Source organism: Sulfobacillus thermosulfidooxidans (assembly GCF_001280565.1).
GTDB classification, from domain to species: domain Bacteria; phylum Bacillota; class Sulfobacillia; order Sulfobacillales; family Sulfobacillaceae; genus Sulfobacillus; species Sulfobacillus thermosulfidooxidans_A.
In genome coordinates this window covers 519953-537208 of record NZ_LGRO01000002.1, presented here as the reverse complement: position 1 = coordinate 537208, position 17256 = coordinate 519953, and the positions used below count along the sequence as shown (strand labels likewise).

Genomic DNA, 17256 nt, shown 5'->3' with positions numbered 1-17256 from the left:
GTGGCACAGAATATGATGAATGCGTTCCGGGCGTCAGACTTGAACAGGCGTATACTGTTTACCCTCTTGATGCTGGTCGTATTTCGTGTGGGCGCCCATGTGCCAATTCCGGGCGTCCACGCATCCGTCATTCAAAGCCTGTTTTTACACGGGGCGACCATTTTTGCTTTATTGAACCTATTTTCTGGTGGAGCGACAGCAACGTTATCAATATTTGCGCTGAGTATCATCCCGTATATTAATGCCAGTATTATCATGCAATTGATGACAGTTGTTATCCCTACTGTGGAAGAATGGTCCAAGGAAGGCGAAGAAGGTCAGAAAAAAATGACGAAAGTCACCCGGTGGTTATCACTGGGACTCGGGGCTTTGCAATCCCTTGGTATTGCCTATTATTTGTACAATTATTCGTCCAATGGCGAATTCGCGTATATTCATCACACTATCGGCAGTTTGTTGTTAACAGCGCTGTTGTTATTGACCGGATCAACGATCTTAATGTGGGTGGGCGAAGAAATAACCGACAAGGGCATTGGGAACGGCATTTCCCTTTTGGTGTTTTTTGGCATAATTTCGCGTCTGCCGTTTGGGGTCGAGGAACTGTACAAATATATTCAGGCCGGGATTATCAGCTGGCCCAAAATCATTATCTTCTTAATCGTGGCCGTCATTATCATTGCGGCGGTGGTTTTTGTTAATGAGGGTCAGAGGAAAATTCCGGTGCAATATCCCAAGCGGGTGGTTGGGCGTCGTATGTACCAGGGTCAAAATACGCATTTGCCCATCCGTGTAAACCAAGCAGGGGTTATTCCGGTTATTTTTGCGATTTCCCTATTGATTCTTCCCTACACCATTGGTCAGTTCTTTAAAGGTGGGTGGGTGTCGGAACTAGAACGGTATTTCGGTTTTACCTCACCGCTTTATATTGTGGCTGAGTTTGTTCTGGTTGTCGTATTTACCTTCTTTTACACCCAAGTGGTATTTAAGGTTGATGATGTGGCAGACAATCTGAAAAAAGGCGGCGGGTATATTCCTGGAATTCGCCCCGGTCGTCCCACTGCAGAATATTTGGGGCGTGTAAGCAATCGCTTAACCTTAATTGGTGCGATTTTTCTAGGCATTGTCGCCATCTTGCCGAGCTTTGTGACTATGGGCATGGGGGTTAACGGGCTGTATTTTGGCGGAACGTCACTATTAATTATTGTAGGAGTTGCGCTCGATACATTGAAGCAGATGCAGGCGCAGATGCTGATGAAACAATATCAGGGATTTATGAAATGAGGTGGTACCGGTGATCAACTTGGTCCTGTTAGGGGCGCCTGGGGCGGGTAAGGGAACTCAGGCAAAGCGCCTGGCAGAATACTATTCCATTCCGCATATATCCACCGGGGACATTTTCAGGCGCAACTTAAGTGAAGGAACCCCACTCGGAAAACGGGCCCAGAGTTACATGTCAGAAGGCCGACTGGTACCCGATGACATTACCGAAGCGATGGTTGACGACCGTTTGCAACAAGCTGACACAGACAATGGATTTATCCTAGATGGCTTCCCCAGGAATGTCCACCAGGCCGATGCATTGGCAAGAATGCTTTCCGCGCGAGAGTTAAGCCTCACCGCGGTCATTTACATTAAAGTGCCCCATGACATATTAGTAGAGCGCCTCGTCGGCCGACGGGTGTGCTCAACATGCGGCACGACCTTTCATGTAATCTTTGATCCGCCCGCAGTAGAGGGAGTATGCTCGGTCTGTGGCGGAACACTGGTACAGCGTCCAGACGACCAACCCGAAACCGTGGAAACGCGTCTTAACGTGTATATGGAAGAAACCGCGCCTCTCATTGATTTTTATCATGAACGGGGAGTATTGGTAGAGATTGATGGCACCGAGCCGGTGGATGTGGTCACACAAAATATCATTATCCGGCTGGGGGCACAGCATGATTGAACTGAAGAGTATGCGGGATAAAGAAAAAATGCGTAAGGCCGGTCTAGTGGTGGCCGAAGTCCTGCAGATCCTTAAAAAGGCTGTCCGTCCCGGAATTACAACCAAGGAACTCGATCATATCGCGGATTCAGAAATCCGGGCACGGGGAGCCGTACCTATCTTCAAAGGTTACCATGGGTATCCGGCCAGTGTCTGTGTGTCAGTCAATCATGAAGTAGTTCACGGCATTCCCGGGGCGAGACGGTTAAAAGAACATGATCTCGTGAGTCTCGATTTGGGCGCGGTAATGGATTCATTTGTCGGCGATGCGGCACTGTCGGTATTCGTTGGTGAGCCACCGGATGACCGAGCGGCATTGCTTCTTCGGGTGACGGAGGAATCCTTATACGCGGGGATTCAAGCGGCACAGCCAGGCGGTCATTTAGGAGACATTTCTCATGCGGTTCAAGAGCATGTGGAACGACATGGCTTCTCTGTGGTCCGTGATTATGTCGGACACGGAATTGGCCACCAGATGCATGAAGATCCGCAAGTTCCCAATTACGGGCCCGCTGGCCGTGGCATTTTGCTCAAACCAGGCTTAGCCTTGGCCATAGAGCCGATGGTCAACGCTGGAGCATACGATGTCGATGTGTTAGATGACGGCTGGACCGTGGTTACCCGTGATGGATCATTATCTGCACACTTTGAACACACGATTTTTATAACGGACCACGGTCCTGAAATATTGACTCGAATTGATTGACGAATTCCGTTATAATAGATCGGATGCATTCAACAGGTTTGTTTTCCAGTTTACTGGGAAACATAGGGCAATAGTGGTGCGGAGTCTAAAAAAGGAGGGAATGCTGTGGCAAAAGAAGACGCGATTGAGGTCGAGGGAACAGTCATTGAGCCATTGCCAAATGCGATGTTTCGTGTTGAGTTAGCGAATGGTCATAAAGTGCTGGCGCATATCTCGGGCAAGATTCGTATGCATTTTATCAAAATTCTGCCGGGGGATAAGGTCACAGTCCAGTTGTCGCCCTACGATCTGACTCGCGGACGAATCACCTATCGGTACAAGTGATGGAACCACGAAGGAGGTGCGGCGATGAAGGTACGAGCATCTGTGAAGCCCATTTGTGAAAAGTGCAAAGTGATTAAACGGCATGGCCGTGTGTTGGTCATCTGTGAAAATCCCAAGCACAAACAAGCACAAGGGTAAGTATTAAACAGAAGAGAGGAGCTTAAGGGTGGCACGTATTGCAGGAATTGATTTACCGCGTGATAAACGGATAGAGGCTGCACTGCCGTATATCTATGGTATTGGGTGGTCCGCGTCGCGAAAAATTCTCGCGAAGACACAAGTCGACCCCGATACACGGGTTCGGGATTTAACCGAAGACGAGGTAGCTCGCATTCGCGAACTTGTTGACCGGGAATACCGTGTGGAAGGGGACCTGCGTCGTGAAGTGCAGATGAACATCAAACGGCTGATTGACATTGGTACCTACCGCGGGCTCCGTCACCGGCGGGGATTACCGGTGCGGGGACAAAGAACCAAAACCAATGCCCGTACACGCAAAGGACCGCGTCGAACCGTCGGAGCTAAACGCAAGAAGTAATTGATACTTTTTCTTAGGAGGGACCGCAAGGAAATATGGCAGGCAGTCGTCGTAGCACTAAAACCCGTCGCCGTGACAGGCGCCACGTGGATCGTGGAACCGCTCACATTCGGTCGACGTTCAATAATACTATTGTCACCATTACAGATACGCAAGGCAATGCCTTATCATGGGCGTCATCAGGTCAAGCCGGCTTTAAAGGCTCACGCAAAAGCACACCGTTTGCTGCGCAAATGGCCGCCGAAACCGCTGCTAAGGCCGCTATGGAATACGGTCTTAAGGAAGTTGAAGTTCTCGTTAAAGGACCGGGTTCAGGTCGTGAAGCTGCCATTCGAGCACTTCAAGCCGCGGGTCTTGAAGTTAGTATGATCAAAGATGTCACACCTATTCCTCATAATGGGTGCCGACCGCCAAAAAGGCGACGAGTATAAACAAGAAAGGAAGGAGGCGGCCATATGGCACGTTATACAGGACCAGTTTGCCGGTTGTGCCGGCGTGAAGGAGTTAAATTATATTTAAAAGGGGACAAGTGCTACACCGATAAATGTCCGGTGACACGACGCGCGTATCCCCCGGGGCAGCATGGCCAAGGACGCCGTAAACTTTCTGAGTACGGGGTACAGCTACGAGAAAAGCAAAAGGCTCGTAGGACCTATGGAATCATGGAAGGTCAGTTCTCACGGTACTTCGAGAAAGCTTCGGCGAAGAAAGGTGTCACTGGTGAGCTTTTGCTTCAGCTTTTAGAGCGTCGCTTGGATAATGTGGTGTACCGTATGGGTTTTGCTTCGTCACGGGCCGAAGCCCGACAACTGGTGCGTCACAATCACTTCGCCGTGAATGGTCGGCGGGTGAATATACCGTCATATTCGGTTAAACCCGGTGACGTCGTCGAAGTGCGCGAAGGAAGCCGCCAAAAACCCCGGTTTAAAGCAATGTTGGAAGCGCCGGCTCGGACGGTACCAGCGTGGCTTGATGTTGAACGGGAGCAATGGCGTGGAACCGTGGTAAGACTGCCAAACCGTGATGAAATTGATACACCCGTTCAGGAGCAGCTCATTATTGAGTACTACTCGCGTTAGTCAATAGGGATCTGAAAGGGGGGACGCCTGCCTTTGGCGGGCAGTGAAAATATGACCGAGGTTGAAAAACCAGAAATTCGACGGATTGACGATGGCTCGGATCCGAAATATGGAGCATTTACGGTCGAACCGCTTAACCGGGGTTATGGAATAACCCTCGGGAACTCACTGCGGCGGATATTGCTGTCGTCATTACCGGGGACCGCTGTGACGTCCGTGCGCATTGACGGGGTCTTGCATGAGTTTTCTGTGATTCCCGGTGTGCTCGAGGATACCGCAGATATCATATTGAACCTGAAGCGTTTAGCTTTGCGATTGTGGTCTGACGAACCTCATATCCTTCGTATTGAAAAAGAAGGACCCGGAGAAGTGGTCGCAGGAGATATCATTGCGGACGCCGATGTAGACATTTTAGAACCCGATCAACACATCGCCTATGTCGATGAAGGGCACTCGTTACGAATGGAATTGACCATTGAACGAGGGCGCGGCTATGTTTCTGCTGAAAAGAACAAACGTGCCGACCAAGCCATTGGTGTCATTCCCGTCGACTCGATTTTTAGCCCCGTCACTAAGGTCAACTGGCGTGTCGAAGATACTCGTGTCGGTCACATTACGGACTACGACCGTCTTACCTTGGAGGTGTGGACGGATGGGTCCCTTAGCCCTGAAGAAGCCATATCTCGAGGCGCGAAAATCCTTTCAGATCACTTACGCTTGTTTATCGAACTAACCGACACGGTGTCGGGGGTGGAAATTGGCGTTCAACGCGATGAAGATTCTCGAGACCGCCTATTAGAAATGCCCATAGAAGAGCTGGATCTGTCGGTACGGTCATTTAATTGTCTCAAACGGGCCGGGATTAACACGGTCGGAGAATTAACCAACAAGTCGGATGAAGACATGATGAAAGTGCGCAACTTAGGGAAGAAGTCCTTGGAAGAGGTTAAGGAAAAATTAGTGGCGTTAGGTTTAGGCCTGCGTCCATCTGATGAGTAAGTCTTATGGAGGAGACGGTTTATGCCAGGCATGCATCGGAAACTAGGGCGCATTGGTGGACACCGGCGGGCAATGCTCCGTAATTTGGTGACTTCAACTCTGCGCGAGGAACGGATCGAAACCACCGTAACGCGGGCGAAAGAAGTGAACCGCGTTGTCGAGCATATGATCACCTTAGCAAAACGTGGCGATTTGGCAGCTCGTCGCCAAGCGCTTGCATACGTATTGGACGAAGATGTGGTCACCAAACTATTCACGACGATTGGCCCCCGTTACCAGGACCGCACAGGCGGCTATACACGCATTATGCGCACGGGCTTTCGCCGGGGCGATGCCGCCCCTATGGCGATTTTAGAACTGGTTTAGTATCGATGGATATCATATTTGACCACGTAGTGGTTCGATATGATAGTCAAGAGAGCAACGCACTTGGCCCCGTGGACTTGACAGTTCGCGGGGGTGAGTGCGTTTTTATTTCGGGGCCCAATGGGGGCGGCAAAACAACCTTGGCGCGGTTAATGGCAGGCATTATTCGACCTTTCCGGGGGACCCTGAGATTCGCTGACGGGACACCGCGTGAGCAGTGGCCGGCTGATTATGTCGGATGGTTGCAACAAGAGCCGGAGCACCAAGTAGTGGGAATAACCGTAGAAGATGATGTGGCACTCGGTGCATTATGGCATGCTCCAACGCCCCAAGAAGCCCAGCAGCGGACGGATGCGGCATTATATGGGATGCACATAGAGACTTTGCGCCACCGTGCTGCGGAAACGTTGTCCGGCGGTGAATTGCACCGGGAAGCCATCGCGGCGATATTGGCCCAAAATGCGCAAATTATGGTCGCCGATGAGCCTGAGACAATGCTCGACGGATGGGGAAAACATCAGATTTTTGAGGTTTTGTACAACGTCAAACGACAGGGAACCACACTGTTCATTATTAGCCATGATGCATGGTGGGTAGAACTTGCAGACCGCTATCTGTGGATTGAGGATGGAAAGGTGCAAGAAATGAGCCGTCATGCGTTCGCGATGCGACTGTCCGATGAATGGAGAGCTTTTGTTGAGCAGATTAAGAAGTTGACAGGACAACAAGATCTGGATAGCTGGGATATCAAGGAAATGAGTCAATATTTATGGCGATTGTAGTTCGTGATGTCATTCTTCCCTATTCGCAATTGCGCATCCCCTGGTGGTCTACGCCGGAAAAAGGACTATTCGCGGTGGTTGGTCCCAATGGTTCAGGAAAGAGCCAATTTTTTTCGCTCTTAATGGGGACCTTAAAACCGCAAACCGGATCAGTGATGAGAACCACTGCCCGTATTGGGTGCGTCATGCAACATCCCGAGCATCAATTAACCGAAACGACGGTCAAAGAGGAAATCCTGTGGCCGTTCAAACGCGTCTTGCGCAGTGGTGACCCAGGATTTTTGAGCAAACTCGACGCGGTCATGGAACGCTGGGCTCTCAAATCCTTATGGAATCAGTCGCCGTGGACATTGAGTACAGGGCAGAAACGGCGTGTGATTTTAGCCATCTATGATTTGTTAGATCCCGATATTTTGTTATTAGACGAACCGACCGAGGGACTTGATGGATGGTGGAAGAACCAATTATCTCTGTGGCTTACAACCCACGAGTTTTCGCGTTTGACATTGGTCATCAGTCATGATTGGCCGTGGATGTTATCCGTCATTACCAAAGGCTTTTGGTGTGAGCAGGTTTTAAAATCTCAACCGGAGGATCTCGGCCAGTTGTGGTATGCGCATTCTTTGCCTACTACTAATCCTTTAGAACAGTTATGGCGCGAACTGTTGACGCGCAATGCGCCCGTATCTCTACGCGCATGGATTGATTCGCAAAAGGCGCGAGAAGAGGTGGTGAGATTATGGCGGCTGCAGTATCCCTCAGTCCGCTAGTCCTGCTACAAGCCCTGTTATTCGGTATTATCATCATTTTTGCTACTCACCAAGTATGGCTGCTGATTGTGGAGATCATGCTACTCACAATAGTTTACTATGTGTTGCGGATTCCTTTGAGTCACCGGGAACGATGGGGTCTTGTGGTAGGTGCAATTTTGTGGGCCGTCTTGGCATTCATCAACGATCCTCATAACCGGTGGTCTTCTGCCTTTTGGGATGGCACACGTTTTGGTGCCGTTTTGAGTTTTAGTCTCGCCATCTTGAAGTTACGTCCGCCGATCCATATGATCCTCTATCTAGAAAAAGCGTTGAAAAAATTTATCGGTCCTAAACCTCTTATCGGCCAAATGTCCTTGATGGCGTTACTGGTAATGCGCTATATACCCGAATTGCGGCTAAGTGCTCAACGCGTGAACACCGACGTGCGGATGCGGCGCCAATTGGTAGGAGAGAGAGGGCAATGGAAAGATGTGTTGCGGTTTTTGACCCCTCTGATTATGATCAGTATCTTACGCAGTGACTATATTGCGGAATCCATTTGGGCCAGAGGATGGCGACCCCATCATTTTCCTCAGGTGGCACCATGGACCCTGCGGGATACAATAACCACTGTGATAATGTGGGTTATTTTCTTAATAACGTGGAAAGTGTTGATCTAAGATGTATTTGCGGCTTTTTATAGCTTATGATGGGACCGATTTCGCGGGATTTCAAAAACAACCGAACCGGCGCACCGTGCAAGGAGAATTAGAACATCATTTACAACAGCTATTAGGACCTGGGACGATTTCCGGCGCGAGTCGGACCGACGCCGGAGTACATGCTCGAGGACAAGTCGTGGTGTGGACCGGAAAAGTGCCGGTGCCCACTCAAAAAATTGTAGCTGTTGTGAATCGAAGACTGCCGTCGGATTTGGTCATTCGACATGTTGATTGGGTGCCGGAAACTTTTCGGCCTACATATGATGCCCGGGCCAAATATTATAGTTACCGGATATGGCGGGGATCATCGGTTCCATGGCCCGGAACCGCAAGATATGTCGCAATAATTGAACGTCCTTTGTCGTGGGTAACTCTTAATCAGGCGGCTCGCTTGATTGTGGGACAGCACGATTTTTGGGCTTTTCGCTCGGAAGGGTCCTCAGCCCAAACGACCATACGACATGTGTTTTTAAGTAAATGGACAATGGAGGACGAGGGTAATATTTGGCGCTATGATATTGGTGCGGATGGATTCTTATACCATATGGTCCGCAGACTGGTTGGCACGATGATTCTTTGTGCGGAACGGGGCGATATATCCTTGATTCACCAAGGTCTTGAAAATCCGCGCAGTGCAAAAGTCGGCTTTGTTGCTTCCGCAAAAGGCTTAATCTTAGAACGCATTGACTATGACAATAAGTGAGGATGAGCGAGGAGGCGTCTTGTGTTTAGGCAGCTTATTTTAGGAGTGGGTAATAACTGGTTGGTTTCACAAGCCATGCAACAATACGGAATGCGCTTGGGAGCCAGTCGCTTTGTCGCAGGATCTGAACTGGATGATGCCATTAAAGTTATCAAAGATTTGAACCGTAATGGAATTATGGCTACTTTAGATCATCTAGGCGAATCTATAAGCCGGGCCGAAGAGGCTGTACAAGCGCGTGATAGTTACCTGCGAATGCTTGAAGTGATTCACCAAGAAGGTGTTCAGTCTCATGTCTCTCTCAAATTAACCATGATGGGACTTAACTTATCGGTCGACATGGCTCGGGAAAATCTTCGGCAAATTGTTGCCAAAGCCCATGATTATGGAAATTTTGTGCGTATTGACATGGAGGATTCCCGGTTTACGACGGATACACTCCAGTTATTTCAAGAGATTTGGTCTGAATATCCGGCCAACGTTGGGGTGGTACTGCAAGCCTATCTCTACCGAACGATGGACGATTTAAAGACATTATCCGGTGTCGGAAGAAATTTGCGCATTGTCAAAGGCGCCTATATGGAACCCGTGTCGGTAGCTTTTCCTTCCAAGCCCGATGTGGATGACAATTATGTACGCCTGGTCGAATATAGTTTGTCTCATGGAAATTACACGGCTGTTGCCACACATGACGAGGTCATTATTGGCCATGTATTGCGATATGTAAAAGATCATCACATTCCCCCGGACCAATTCGAATTTCAAATGCTTTATGGCGTCAAATACTCAGTGCTCCAAGATCTTGCCCGTGAGGGCTATCAAACGCGGGTCTATGTGCCTTGGGGGCGCGATTGGTATGCCTATTATCTCCGCCGTCTTGCGGAGAGGCCAGCAAATCTTTTATTCTTTGCTCGCAATTTGGTGAAACGCTAACCGAAAAAATTTCTAAAAATTCATTGGTAGTGCTAACTTGACTTTTTAAGTTGTTAGTACTAAGATTACATATCGTTAATAGTCAACATCATGAATAATCAAGAAGGTGAAGGACTTGGCTGACCGAGATTACTATATCGAGAGACTTGACCATATTTTTTCTCGAATCGGTCGTCGTATGCGTCAGCGCATGTCTCAGGAAACACTCACATTAGGGCAGTATTCCTTGCTGAAATTGTTATTTGACTCTGAACCTATGACAGTCGGGGAAATAGCAGAGGAACTGGAATTATCCCTAGCGAGTGCGAGTGCTATGATTGACCGATTAGTGAATCAAAAACTGGTAGTCCGGTCACGGTCCGAATTGGATCGGCGTGTTGTTACGGTCCGCTTATCACCGACGGGTAAAGCGCAGGTCGAAAATTTGCATCAACACCGGCGAGAATTTTTGCGTCAATTGTTTTTACAGATGTCGGAAGAGGATTTGAAAACGTTGTTAGCGCTCATTGAACGTTTAGAAGATCCGGGAGACTGAGACCGCCTAAGATCGGCTGACAACACTGATCCAAAACCTCCATGGGTGATTCCAAGCGGATAGGATTAGGCGGACAGTGATCCCTGCTCGTTCGTGGGGATTACCTTTTGCGCTCCTTGTAGCGGGAACCAGCATCAAAGGGAGATGAGTCTCGTGGGACTAATGGTTGCAGGTCTAATAGAAGCCGTTGTGAGTGTGGCCATTGGCCTCTTTTTATTGATTGCGGAACCGTCCATCACCACGATATGGGGATTTAGTCTGATGGGGCTCGGACTCGTAACGGCCATCTTATCCGTAGCGTTGGGGCGAAACCGCCCGCCAGCAGTTGTACCGGAAGAACATAATGGGACTCCACCCTCGTCGGCGGACAACCATCAAGACCCCTCAGAGCCAGCGTCCAAGACACCCATTCATTCGCTGCCAGAATATCGACCCTTTACCGAGGGGGCATTAGTCCCGATAGCTGCCAGCCTTCCCGAGCGTATTGGGTATTTACGGGAGCAAGTTTCTCGCACCCGCTGGCGTTATAAAGCCAAAGACATTCAAGCGCGGGCAGCGGAATTAGCTGATATTGTCATGAAAAATCAGGGAAATGACGAGGCTAGTGGTCAAGGGGAACGTCCCAGGCAAATACGCCGGTTGCTGGAATTATTCATATTGGCCCAGGGCTACGAGTCGTGGAGCAATGGGGAGGACCCGGTCTTCCATATAGACCGTTATCGCACGGTCTTGAGTGAACACGATATGACCGAACGGTTAGCGGATTTAAACGCCGAAGCGGACCTTCTTTGGGAAGAAATGAGTCATGGCGTTCCTCCTAGAAACATGGAAGATGATGCGTACCGGCAAACCATTGACGTGCGCATTAGACTTGAACGGATGATTTCAGCTGAGGAACGGCTCGAAGAGATTGAATTGCTTCGCTTAGGGTATGCCAGTTTACTCAGCCAATGGGAGCATTCCGACACCAAGACAACAGAGGGAAGGTGAGTCAATGCCGAGGTGGGTTTTCGCGGTGGTTGCTCTCATGGGTGTGCTTGTATTGGGCGCCATTGCCGGATTTGATGCCTATGATCAGGCCCATTATGTCGATTCATCATATGCCTATGTGACCGCGCCCTATGTGTGGGTGCCTGCATCAAGCCCGGGTCTGGTGTCCCATGTTTTTGTTCACAACGGAGAACATGTTACAAACGGCACCTTGCTGGCCGAGGTGACAACTCCTGGAGGCCGCACTCAAGATATTTATGCCCGAGAAGGGGGCATTGTGGGATCCATTGCCGTAGCCAAAGGCGCTAGTGTTGAGCCCAATGAGGATTTAATGGCCATTGTTCAATTACAAAACAGCAAAATTGTGGCTGATATTCCCGAATCCCGCGCCCGGAAGGTGGCCATTGGACAAGCGGTGGATGTGACGGTTAGTGCTTATCCAGGCACCACGTTTACCGGTCGAGTAACTCATATCGGGTCTGCGACCTTAAGCACGTTGTCACCCTTACTGCAAGTCGGAACCTTTTCTAAAGAACGGCAATGGATACCAGTCACCATTACCGTCAATCCCGGCAGTGATCAGTTTATTGCCGGGGAAAATGCATCAGTGCGCATTCACATTTAAAATGACGTCTTGACATGAAAGACAAGAAAGAAGGGAGTCTATGGCCCAACAAGAGGCATCAACCATCACCGACAAATGGGGCGTCGCCCTGGCTGTTCTCATCGCCGGAGGATTCATGGCCATATTGGATACCTCAATTGTCAATATTGCTATCCCTAAACTTGAGAGTGTGTTTTCAGTGGATACCGCCCAGGTTCAGTGGGTCGTCACTATTTATATGTTGACCTTAGGAGTGGTAGTGCCCCTTGCGGGATACCTGGGAGAACGGTTTGGTTATCGCCGTATTTATATTTTATCGCTCGTGATTTTTACCGTGGGTTCAGCGCTTTCAGGACTTTCATGGAGCCTGTCGATTCTTACAGTGTTTCGTGTTTTACAGGCCCTCGGCGGCGGTTTAATCATGCCCATTACCATGTCTATGGTCTACCGCATGGTTCCACGGGAGAGTATTGGGACAGCTATGGGATTTTGGGGACTCGGCATCATTGTCGCCCCGGCTATTGGTCCGACCTTGGGCGGATGGTTAGTGGAATATGTTGATTGGCGGCTCATCTTTTATATTAACGTCCCTATTGGCATTCTTGGGGCATTTTTAGCTCTTGCTTATGTGCCTAAGTTTCCATCTTCGAATACGGGTCCCTTTGATATGGTGGGATTTGTCTTGTCGGCAGCCGGCTTGTTCGGATTGTTATTGGCCCTATCAGAAGGTCAGACATGGGGCTGGAATTCGGAACCGATTGTTCTGCTTTTGGTTGGCTCAACATTGCTTTTGGTCCTGTTTAGCTTATGGGAACTCACCATTAAGCATCCCTTATTAAATCTGCGGGTTTTTGCCCATGGGTCGTTCGCGATGGCCAATTTATTGGTGATTATTATTACGGTTGCTATGTATTCAGGGGTTTTCTATGTTCCCCTGTTCTTACAAACCGTGGTCGGATATGGTGCTTTGAAAACGGGATTAATGATGATGCCCGCTGCAGCAGCATCAGCGATTATGATGCCCATATCCGGTAGGCTTTACGACAAAATCGGAGCACGACCGCTAGTGTTAGGCGGCCTCTTGATTTTGACGTACACCACCTTTTTACTTCATCGGTTGTCAACGACGACGCCCGTCTCGGATGTTGTGTTATGGCTAACACTACGGGGAATTGGAATGGGGATGGCGATGATGCCGGCAACGACAGCGGGCATGTCTGCCGTGCCCACAGAACTTGTCGGAACCGGCTCTGCGATTAACAACATTATGCAACGCGTTGCCGGGTCCTTTGGCTTGGCATTTATGACAGCGGTGCTGCAATCCCAGGCGACATTACATGCCACAACCATTGCCGCCTCTTATACTCCGACGTCTCAACCAGCCGTGCAATTTATGCATCAATTGTCAGGGTTTTTGATACAGCACGGCATGGTATTAGGTCAAAGTATTTCGGTAACCACCACCGAATTATATGACTTGATTCAACAACAAGCGTTTGTCATGGGTATTGACGATATTTTCGTGCTTGGAGCAGGTATTACCCTTTTTGGCGCCTTTTTGTCCTTGTTTTTGAAAACGTATCGTCACCAACGCCCATCGAACCAGGTGATCGTAGATTAACGGGATTACCAAATATTGAATGAGAACCTGAGCTAGGCCATTAACGGTTATTAAAGGAGCGAAAATCGGTGAAGCAGAGTCGATTGATACTTATTAATATCTTAATCATTGTGGCATTAATTTTGATTGGGGGAGTGGTGGCATATTACTGGACCCAGAATTATGATTACGTATCCACCCAAGATGCCTCCATTTCAGCTCCCAGTATTCCCATTGTGGCTGTGACCCCGGGCACTATAGAAAACTTGTCGGTCAGTTTGGGGCAACATGTGACCCAAGGGCAAGTGATTGGCCAAGAACTCACCACAGTGACGGCTTCGGCATCTCAAACCGGCAAGGGAAAGAGTGCGACATCATCCTCCACGTCGACCACGGTCAATATTGTTGCCCCCGTCAACGGGGTCGTGGCCAATTTATCGGTGCATGATGGGCAAATGGTGAGCACCGGGACCCCTCTAATTACCCTGGTCCAGCTATCGCATGTTATGGTGATTGCCAACATCCCTGAAAGTAAAATTCGAAATGTGTCGGTCGGTCAAAGTGCCACAATTTACGTGGATGCACATCCCGGCGTTGCGTTCTCTGGTACTGTAGAGGCGATTCAACCGACAACCCAATCCTTCTTTTCGCTGATTCCGACCGCTGCCACGTCCGGAACCTACACAAAAGTGACACAACGCATTCCCGTCGAGTTATCCATTGACGCTGCAGGATACACATTGTTGCCGGGAGAAAATGCCGAGGTTCGTATTACTGTGCATTAAACCGCCGCTTTTTACCGTTTATAATAAACGGTAAAGGGGGCTCTGAGGTGATGCGGGTATTCGTTACGGGTGGTACGGGGTATGTGGGTCAGGCCGTGCAACAAGCGTTATTACGGCATCATCATGAAATCAGCGTCCTCGCCCGCCATCCGTCGAACCTGGCAGTGGGTGCTCATTTTGTGGCAGGCGACATTCGCCAAGTGGAGTTAACGTCTGTCATGCAAGGATTCGACGTGGTCATACACCTTGTGGGAATCATTGAAGAACAGCGAACCAAGGGTATCACCTTTGACGTGATGCATTACCAGGTCACTAAACGACTAGTGGACGCCATGAAACACAATGGACTGCCACGGCTTATTCATATCTCGGCATTGGGAACGCGAGAGAATGCCCCAAGTCGGTATCACCAAAGCAAGTGGAAAGCCGAACAATACATCCGGCAGCAGGGCGTGAATGCGATCATATTGCGCCCGTCCTTGCTTTTTGGGGGAGGAGCTCCCTTTTTTCAAATGCTCAAGACGCAGTGCCATTGGCCGGTGGTACCTATTCCTGGCAATGGAGATACATTACTGCAGCCCGTAGCGCGGCAAGATGTGGCAGAATTAATTGCCCGCCTGGTGGATTTGCCGCAATACGGGGGAGAAACATGGGAAGTTGGCGGTCCAACAGTATTTACATTAAACGATTTATATCGTCATGTTGCCAAAACTATAGGACGGAAGCATCTCCCTTTATTTCACGTGCCTCTTCCCCTATTATTTGCTGCAGCCCGTCTTGGTCAAAATCTTCCTGGTTTTCCCGTTACGGTGGATCAACTATTCATGTTAAACGAGCCCAATATCACAGAGGATACCCGGTGGCATCAAATTATCGCTCATCCTACGCCCTTAGGCACAGATTTTTAAACGGGGCGATGAGCGACAATACGTAGCGTTGATGCGCTTTGAAGCATCCATCTGCCTTCAAGATCCATCAAATCTTTAAGGGCGGACTGCCATTGATCCGGGGTGAGCAAGTGCTCTTTAAAGAGCTCGGGCAATGCCTGCTCGATGCGTTCTCGCTCAAATTGATAACTCAAATCCTGCGGATTTTGCGCGGAAAACTGTGTCATGGGATGGATTTGCACCGCGTCGACGATCAATCCTGTCTGGTGCAGATAAAAAGGCAGTTTCCGACCTACTTCCCGGTCACCACCGTGCCGGGCTTGTAAAGTCTGAAATGCTTTCATAACATGCTGCCACGATGGCGGTAAAGACGGGTATTCCAGAATGAGACCATCATCGATGTCTTCGACAAAAATGAGGGCCGATGGCTTGAGTACGCGAAAGGCTTCTTGAGCAAAACGGTGAGGATCACGAAGGTGTTGAAAAAGAAAACGAGCGGTAATCCCGTCCAATGATTGATCCGCAAAGGGAAGATGGTAAACGTCCGCGTGGATAAATTCAACGGGTGCATGGCTTCCATAGATAGTTTGGCTAAGAGTCCGGGCATAGTTGAGGGCTTTGTCATCAATATCAACACCTATAACCTGAATGCCTAGAGCCTGAGCCATTTCTAGGGCCATCACACCATAACCCGTTCCTAAATCGGCGATGGTTTGACCAGATTTAAAAGGAAGGGTGGGAATGACGAGCCGTCTTGACGGCGCCGTATAAATCGTTTGACGCAATAACCATTGTTCATTCCCGGGCATCTCGTTCAAAAGGTTCCAGCATAACGAATCAACCCAATCCACAAAGGAAAAACTCACTGGGCACACCTCAAATGGTAAATTGGACACCTAGAGATTATCGTGTGGAAAAGATCACGACATGGAAAAACGTTCCCGAAGCCTTCCTCAAGACCAAGAATTTTGCGAGAAGACGGCTCTTTGGATAGGTACCCGTTGGCGTTAGCATAGCGTGTTTGGGAGCTTGGGGCAAAGATTAACGACTCAAATGGCGCGTAAACTTTGATGATCCAAAAGATGGTCCAATTTGTAGTGGCCATAGTATTCGAGCCAGGAATGAAAGCGCTGGTGGCAATAGGGACAAGTTCGGAACGCCCGATTGGGAAATAGTTCTTTGGCACGTTCTTCATCTTTGGGAGTGACCAATGCCCCGTTGATGGCAATGGTGAGAAGGGCTAAGCCTTGTTGATAAAGCATGTCAGTATAGCCGTGAGCATCGATGACACTTAATTCCCAATATACCTCTCCGCGGGAATCAAAAACCCTATACTGGGATAGCATTTGACCTCGAATCCACTCAACTTGCAAATGGTGATGCACCATTTCTGCTAAACTGGGACTGGTTAAGGTGGCATCCACCAGGGTGTTAATTAATTTCCGAAGATAATAGGTTTGTAGTGGTTTGCGCATAATCTCTCGCTCCTTCCTTCACTACAGTGGCGCCTATTACGATATGGCCAGTACTCATCATGCCGAGCTCAGCAACATGATGAGAATCTGCCAAAATGATGTGTTCGAAGATTTACCGTGAGCAGATCAATGAGTTCTTCCCCGAACTCATTGATAATGGTATGCATTAGATAAACCAAGTTGATATCATAGAACCTCTCGCATCATCAGCCGAAAAGGCCATAAAGTCCTTTACGACAGTCTACCTTTTCCGCGACACCTATGCTAAAATGCTTAACGGCATGCCAATGGCAGAAATACCTCGACGTTTTTGAATTGAACTGTGGCGATAACTGCTGTTTGATCGATAAGTATACGATTAGTGTTCTTATTATATCCTAAACGATATTTTGTTTGCATAATATTAAACTCGAGAAAAACTAGGATTTTTAAAGAAAAAAGTTAAGACGATACCCGTATCTATGGTGCCAATGATATGCAAAGGCACCA

Annotated in this window: 23 protein-coding genes; 21 read left to right on the top strand and 2 right to left on the bottom strand. The window is 48.9% G+C overall.

All coding sequences use genetic code 11. From position 1 onward, the window contains the following. The 21 genes from secY (at position 1) to AOA63_RS18085 (ending at position 15313) form a co-directional block, all read left to right on the top strand. Entirely contained in the window at positions 1–1281 is a 1281-nt protein-coding gene (gene secY / locus AOA63_RS18185; RefSeq protein WP_082344135.1) for a preprotein translocase subunit SecY, read from the top strand. Positions 1282–1294: 13 nt separating this feature from the next. After that, on the top strand, positions 1295–1948 hold the full coding sequence (locus AOA63_RS18180; RefSeq protein WP_053961233.1) for an adenylate kinase: 654 nt from the start codon (positions 1295–1297) through the stop codon (positions 1946–1948). Continuing rightward, positions 1941–2693, top strand: a complete 753-nt coding sequence (gene map / locus AOA63_RS18175; protein ID WP_028962707.1) for a type I methionyl aminopeptidase — start codon at positions 1941–1943, stop codon at positions 2691–2693. Before AOA63_RS18180 ends, map begins: the two co-directional genes overlap by 8 nt. 105 nt (positions 2694–2798) lie before the next feature. Beyond that, complete coding sequence (gene infA, locus AOA63_RS18170) at positions 2799–3017, top strand: translation initiation factor IF-1 (RefSeq protein WP_020376675.1); 219 nt, start codon at positions 2799–2801, stop codon at positions 3015–3017. Between the two features lie 24 nt (positions 3018–3041). Beyond that, positions 3042–3155, top strand: coding sequence for a 50S ribosomal protein L36 (rpmJ, locus tag AOA63_RS18165; RefSeq protein ID WP_020376674.1), 114 nt, complete (start codon positions 3042–3044; stop codon positions 3153–3155). Between the two features lie 28 nt (positions 3156–3183). Next, positions 3184–3555 (top strand): 30S ribosomal protein S13, encoded by a 372-nt coding sequence (gene rpsM, locus AOA63_RS18160; protein ID WP_053961143.1) that lies wholly within the window; start codon positions 3184–3186, stop codon positions 3553–3555. Positions 3556–3590: 35 nt separating this feature from the next. Beyond that, positions 3591–3986, top strand: a complete 396-nt coding sequence (gene rpsK / locus AOA63_RS18155; protein WP_020376672.1) for a 30S ribosomal protein S11 — start codon at positions 3591–3593, stop codon at positions 3984–3986. A gap of 24 nt (positions 3987–4010) precedes the next feature. Next, positions 4011–4634 (top strand): 30S ribosomal protein S4, encoded by a 624-nt coding sequence (gene rpsD, locus AOA63_RS18150; protein ID WP_020376671.1) that lies wholly within the window; start codon positions 4011–4013, stop codon positions 4632–4634. Between the two features lie 51 nt (positions 4635–4685). Then, a complete protein-coding gene (locus tag AOA63_RS18145) occupies positions 4686–5633 on the top strand; it encodes a DNA-directed RNA polymerase subunit alpha (protein ID WP_026040838.1) in 948 nt (315 codons plus the stop codon). A 30-nt stretch (positions 5634–5663) separates the two neighbouring features. Continuing rightward, positions 5664–5999 (top strand): 50S ribosomal protein L17, encoded by a 336-nt coding sequence (gene rplQ, locus AOA63_RS18140; protein WP_242823820.1) that lies wholly within the window; start codon positions 5664–5666, stop codon positions 5997–5999. A 29-nt stretch (positions 6000–6028) separates the two neighbouring features. Then, on the top strand, positions 6029–6781 hold the full coding sequence (locus tag AOA63_RS18135; protein WP_206742840.1) for an ABC transporter ATP-binding protein: 753 nt from the start codon (positions 6029–6031) through the stop codon (positions 6779–6781). Beyond that, positions 6769–7551, top strand: coding sequence for an ATP-binding cassette domain-containing protein (locus AOA63_RS18130; protein WP_053961141.1), 783 nt, complete (start codon positions 6769–6771; stop codon positions 7549–7551). The genes AOA63_RS18135 and AOA63_RS18130 overlap by 13 nt, the downstream gene beginning before the upstream one ends. Beyond that, on the top strand, positions 7521–8213 hold the full coding sequence (locus AOA63_RS18125; RefSeq protein ID WP_053961140.1) for an energy-coupling factor transporter transmembrane component T: 693 nt from the start codon (positions 7521–7523) through the stop codon (positions 8211–8213). The genes AOA63_RS18130 and AOA63_RS18125 overlap by 31 nt, the downstream gene beginning before the upstream one ends. Positions 8214–8220: 7 nt before the next feature. Next, the gene (gene truA, locus AOA63_RS18120) at positions 8221–8958 is read left to right on the top strand and encodes a tRNA pseudouridine(38-40) synthase TruA (protein WP_431607705.1); all 738 of its coding nucleotides are present in this window, start codon (positions 8221–8223) and stop codon (positions 8956–8958) included. Positions 8959–8979: 21 nt separating this feature from the next. After that, positions 8980–9891, top strand: coding sequence for a proline dehydrogenase family protein (locus AOA63_RS18115; RefSeq protein WP_053961138.1), 912 nt, complete (start codon positions 8980–8982; stop codon positions 9889–9891). Positions 9892–10006: 115 nt separating this feature from the next. Beyond that, positions 10007–10426, top strand: coding sequence for a MarR family winged helix-turn-helix transcriptional regulator (locus tag AOA63_RS18110; protein WP_053961137.1), 420 nt, complete (start codon positions 10007–10009; stop codon positions 10424–10426). A 162-nt stretch (positions 10427–10588) separates the two neighbouring features. Further along, positions 10589–11416, top strand: coding sequence for an MFS transporter (locus tag AOA63_RS18105; protein ID WP_139061701.1), 828 nt, complete (start codon positions 10589–10591; stop codon positions 11414–11416). A gap of 4 nt (positions 11417–11420) precedes the next feature. After that, the gene (locus tag AOA63_RS18100) at positions 11421–12041 is read left to right on the top strand and encodes an HlyD family secretion protein (protein WP_171822792.1); all 621 of its coding nucleotides are present in this window, start codon (positions 11421–11423) and stop codon (positions 12039–12041) included. Between the two features lie 40 nt (positions 12042–12081). Further along, positions 12082–13641: a DHA2 family efflux MFS transporter permease subunit gene (locus AOA63_RS18095; protein WP_053961134.1), complete on the top strand. Its 1560-nt coding sequence runs from the start codon at positions 12082–12084 to the stop codon at positions 13639–13641. 68 nt (positions 13642–13709) lie between these two features. Then, entirely contained in the window at positions 13710–14405 is a 696-nt protein-coding gene (locus AOA63_RS18090; protein WP_053961133.1) for an efflux RND transporter periplasmic adaptor subunit, read from the top strand. A gap of 50 nt (positions 14406–14455) precedes the next feature. Further along, positions 14456–15313, top strand: coding sequence for a complex I NDUFA9 subunit family protein (locus AOA63_RS18085; protein ID WP_053961132.1), 858 nt, complete (start codon positions 14456–14458; stop codon positions 15311–15313). Here AOA63_RS18085 and AOA63_RS18080 read toward each other — a convergent pair. After that, positions 15310–16143, bottom strand: a complete 834-nt coding sequence (locus AOA63_RS18080; protein WP_139061699.1) for a methyltransferase domain-containing protein — start codon at positions 16141–16143, stop codon at positions 15310–15312. The genes AOA63_RS18085 and AOA63_RS18080 overlap by 4 nt on opposite strands. 198 nt (positions 16144–16341) lie before the next feature. Further along, complete coding sequence (locus AOA63_RS18075) at positions 16342–16767, bottom strand: hypothetical protein (RefSeq protein WP_020376656.1); 426 nt, start codon at positions 16765–16767, stop codon at positions 16342–16344. Between the last annotated feature and the right edge of the window lie 489 nt (positions 16768–17256).

Coding starts and splice junctions, on each gene's coding strand:
- map (WP_028962707.1), top strand. CDS start 1,941: ATGATTGAACTGAAGAGTATGCGGGATAAAGAAAAAATGCGTAAGGCC.
- rpmJ (WP_020376674.1), top strand. CDS start 3,042: ATGAAGGTACGAGCATCTGTGAAGCCCATTTGTGAAAAGTGCAAAGTG.
- rpsK (WP_020376672.1), top strand. CDS start 3,591: ATGGCAGGCAGTCGTCGTAGCACTAAAACCCGTCGCCGTGACAGGCGC.
- rpsD (WP_020376671.1), top strand. CDS start 4,011: ATGGCACGTTATACAGGACCAGTTTGCCGGTTGTGCCGGCGTGAAGGA.
- AOA63_RS18145 (WP_026040838.1), top strand. CDS start 4,686: ATGACCGAGGTTGAAAAACCAGAAATTCGACGGATTGACGATGGCTCG.
- rplQ (WP_242823820.1), top strand. CDS start 5,664: ATGCATCGGAAACTAGGGCGCATTGGTGGACACCGGCGGGCAATGCTC.
- AOA63_RS18130 (WP_053961141.1), top strand. CDS start 6,769: ATGGCGATTGTAGTTCGTGATGTCATTCTTCCCTATTCGCAATTGCGC.
- AOA63_RS18125 (WP_053961140.1), top strand. CDS start 7,521: ATGGCGGCTGCAGTATCCCTCAGTCCGCTAGTCCTGCTACAAGCCCTG.
- AOA63_RS18105 (WP_139061701.1), top strand. CDS start 10,589: ATGGTTGCAGGTCTAATAGAAGCCGTTGTGAGTGTGGCCATTGGCCTC.
- AOA63_RS18100 (WP_171822792.1), top strand. CDS start 11,421: ATGCCGAGGTGGGTTTTCGCGGTGGTTGCTCTCATGGGTGTGCTTGTA.
- AOA63_RS18095 (WP_053961134.1), top strand. CDS start 12,082: ATGGCCCAACAAGAGGCATCAACCATCACCGACAAATGGGGCGTCGCC.
- AOA63_RS18085 (WP_053961132.1), top strand. CDS start 14,456: ATGCGGGTATTCGTTACGGGTGGTACGGGGTATGTGGGTCAGGCCGTG.
- AOA63_RS18075 (WP_020376656.1), bottom strand. CDS start 16,767: ATGCGCAAACCACTACAAACCTATTATCTTCGGAAATTAATTAACACC.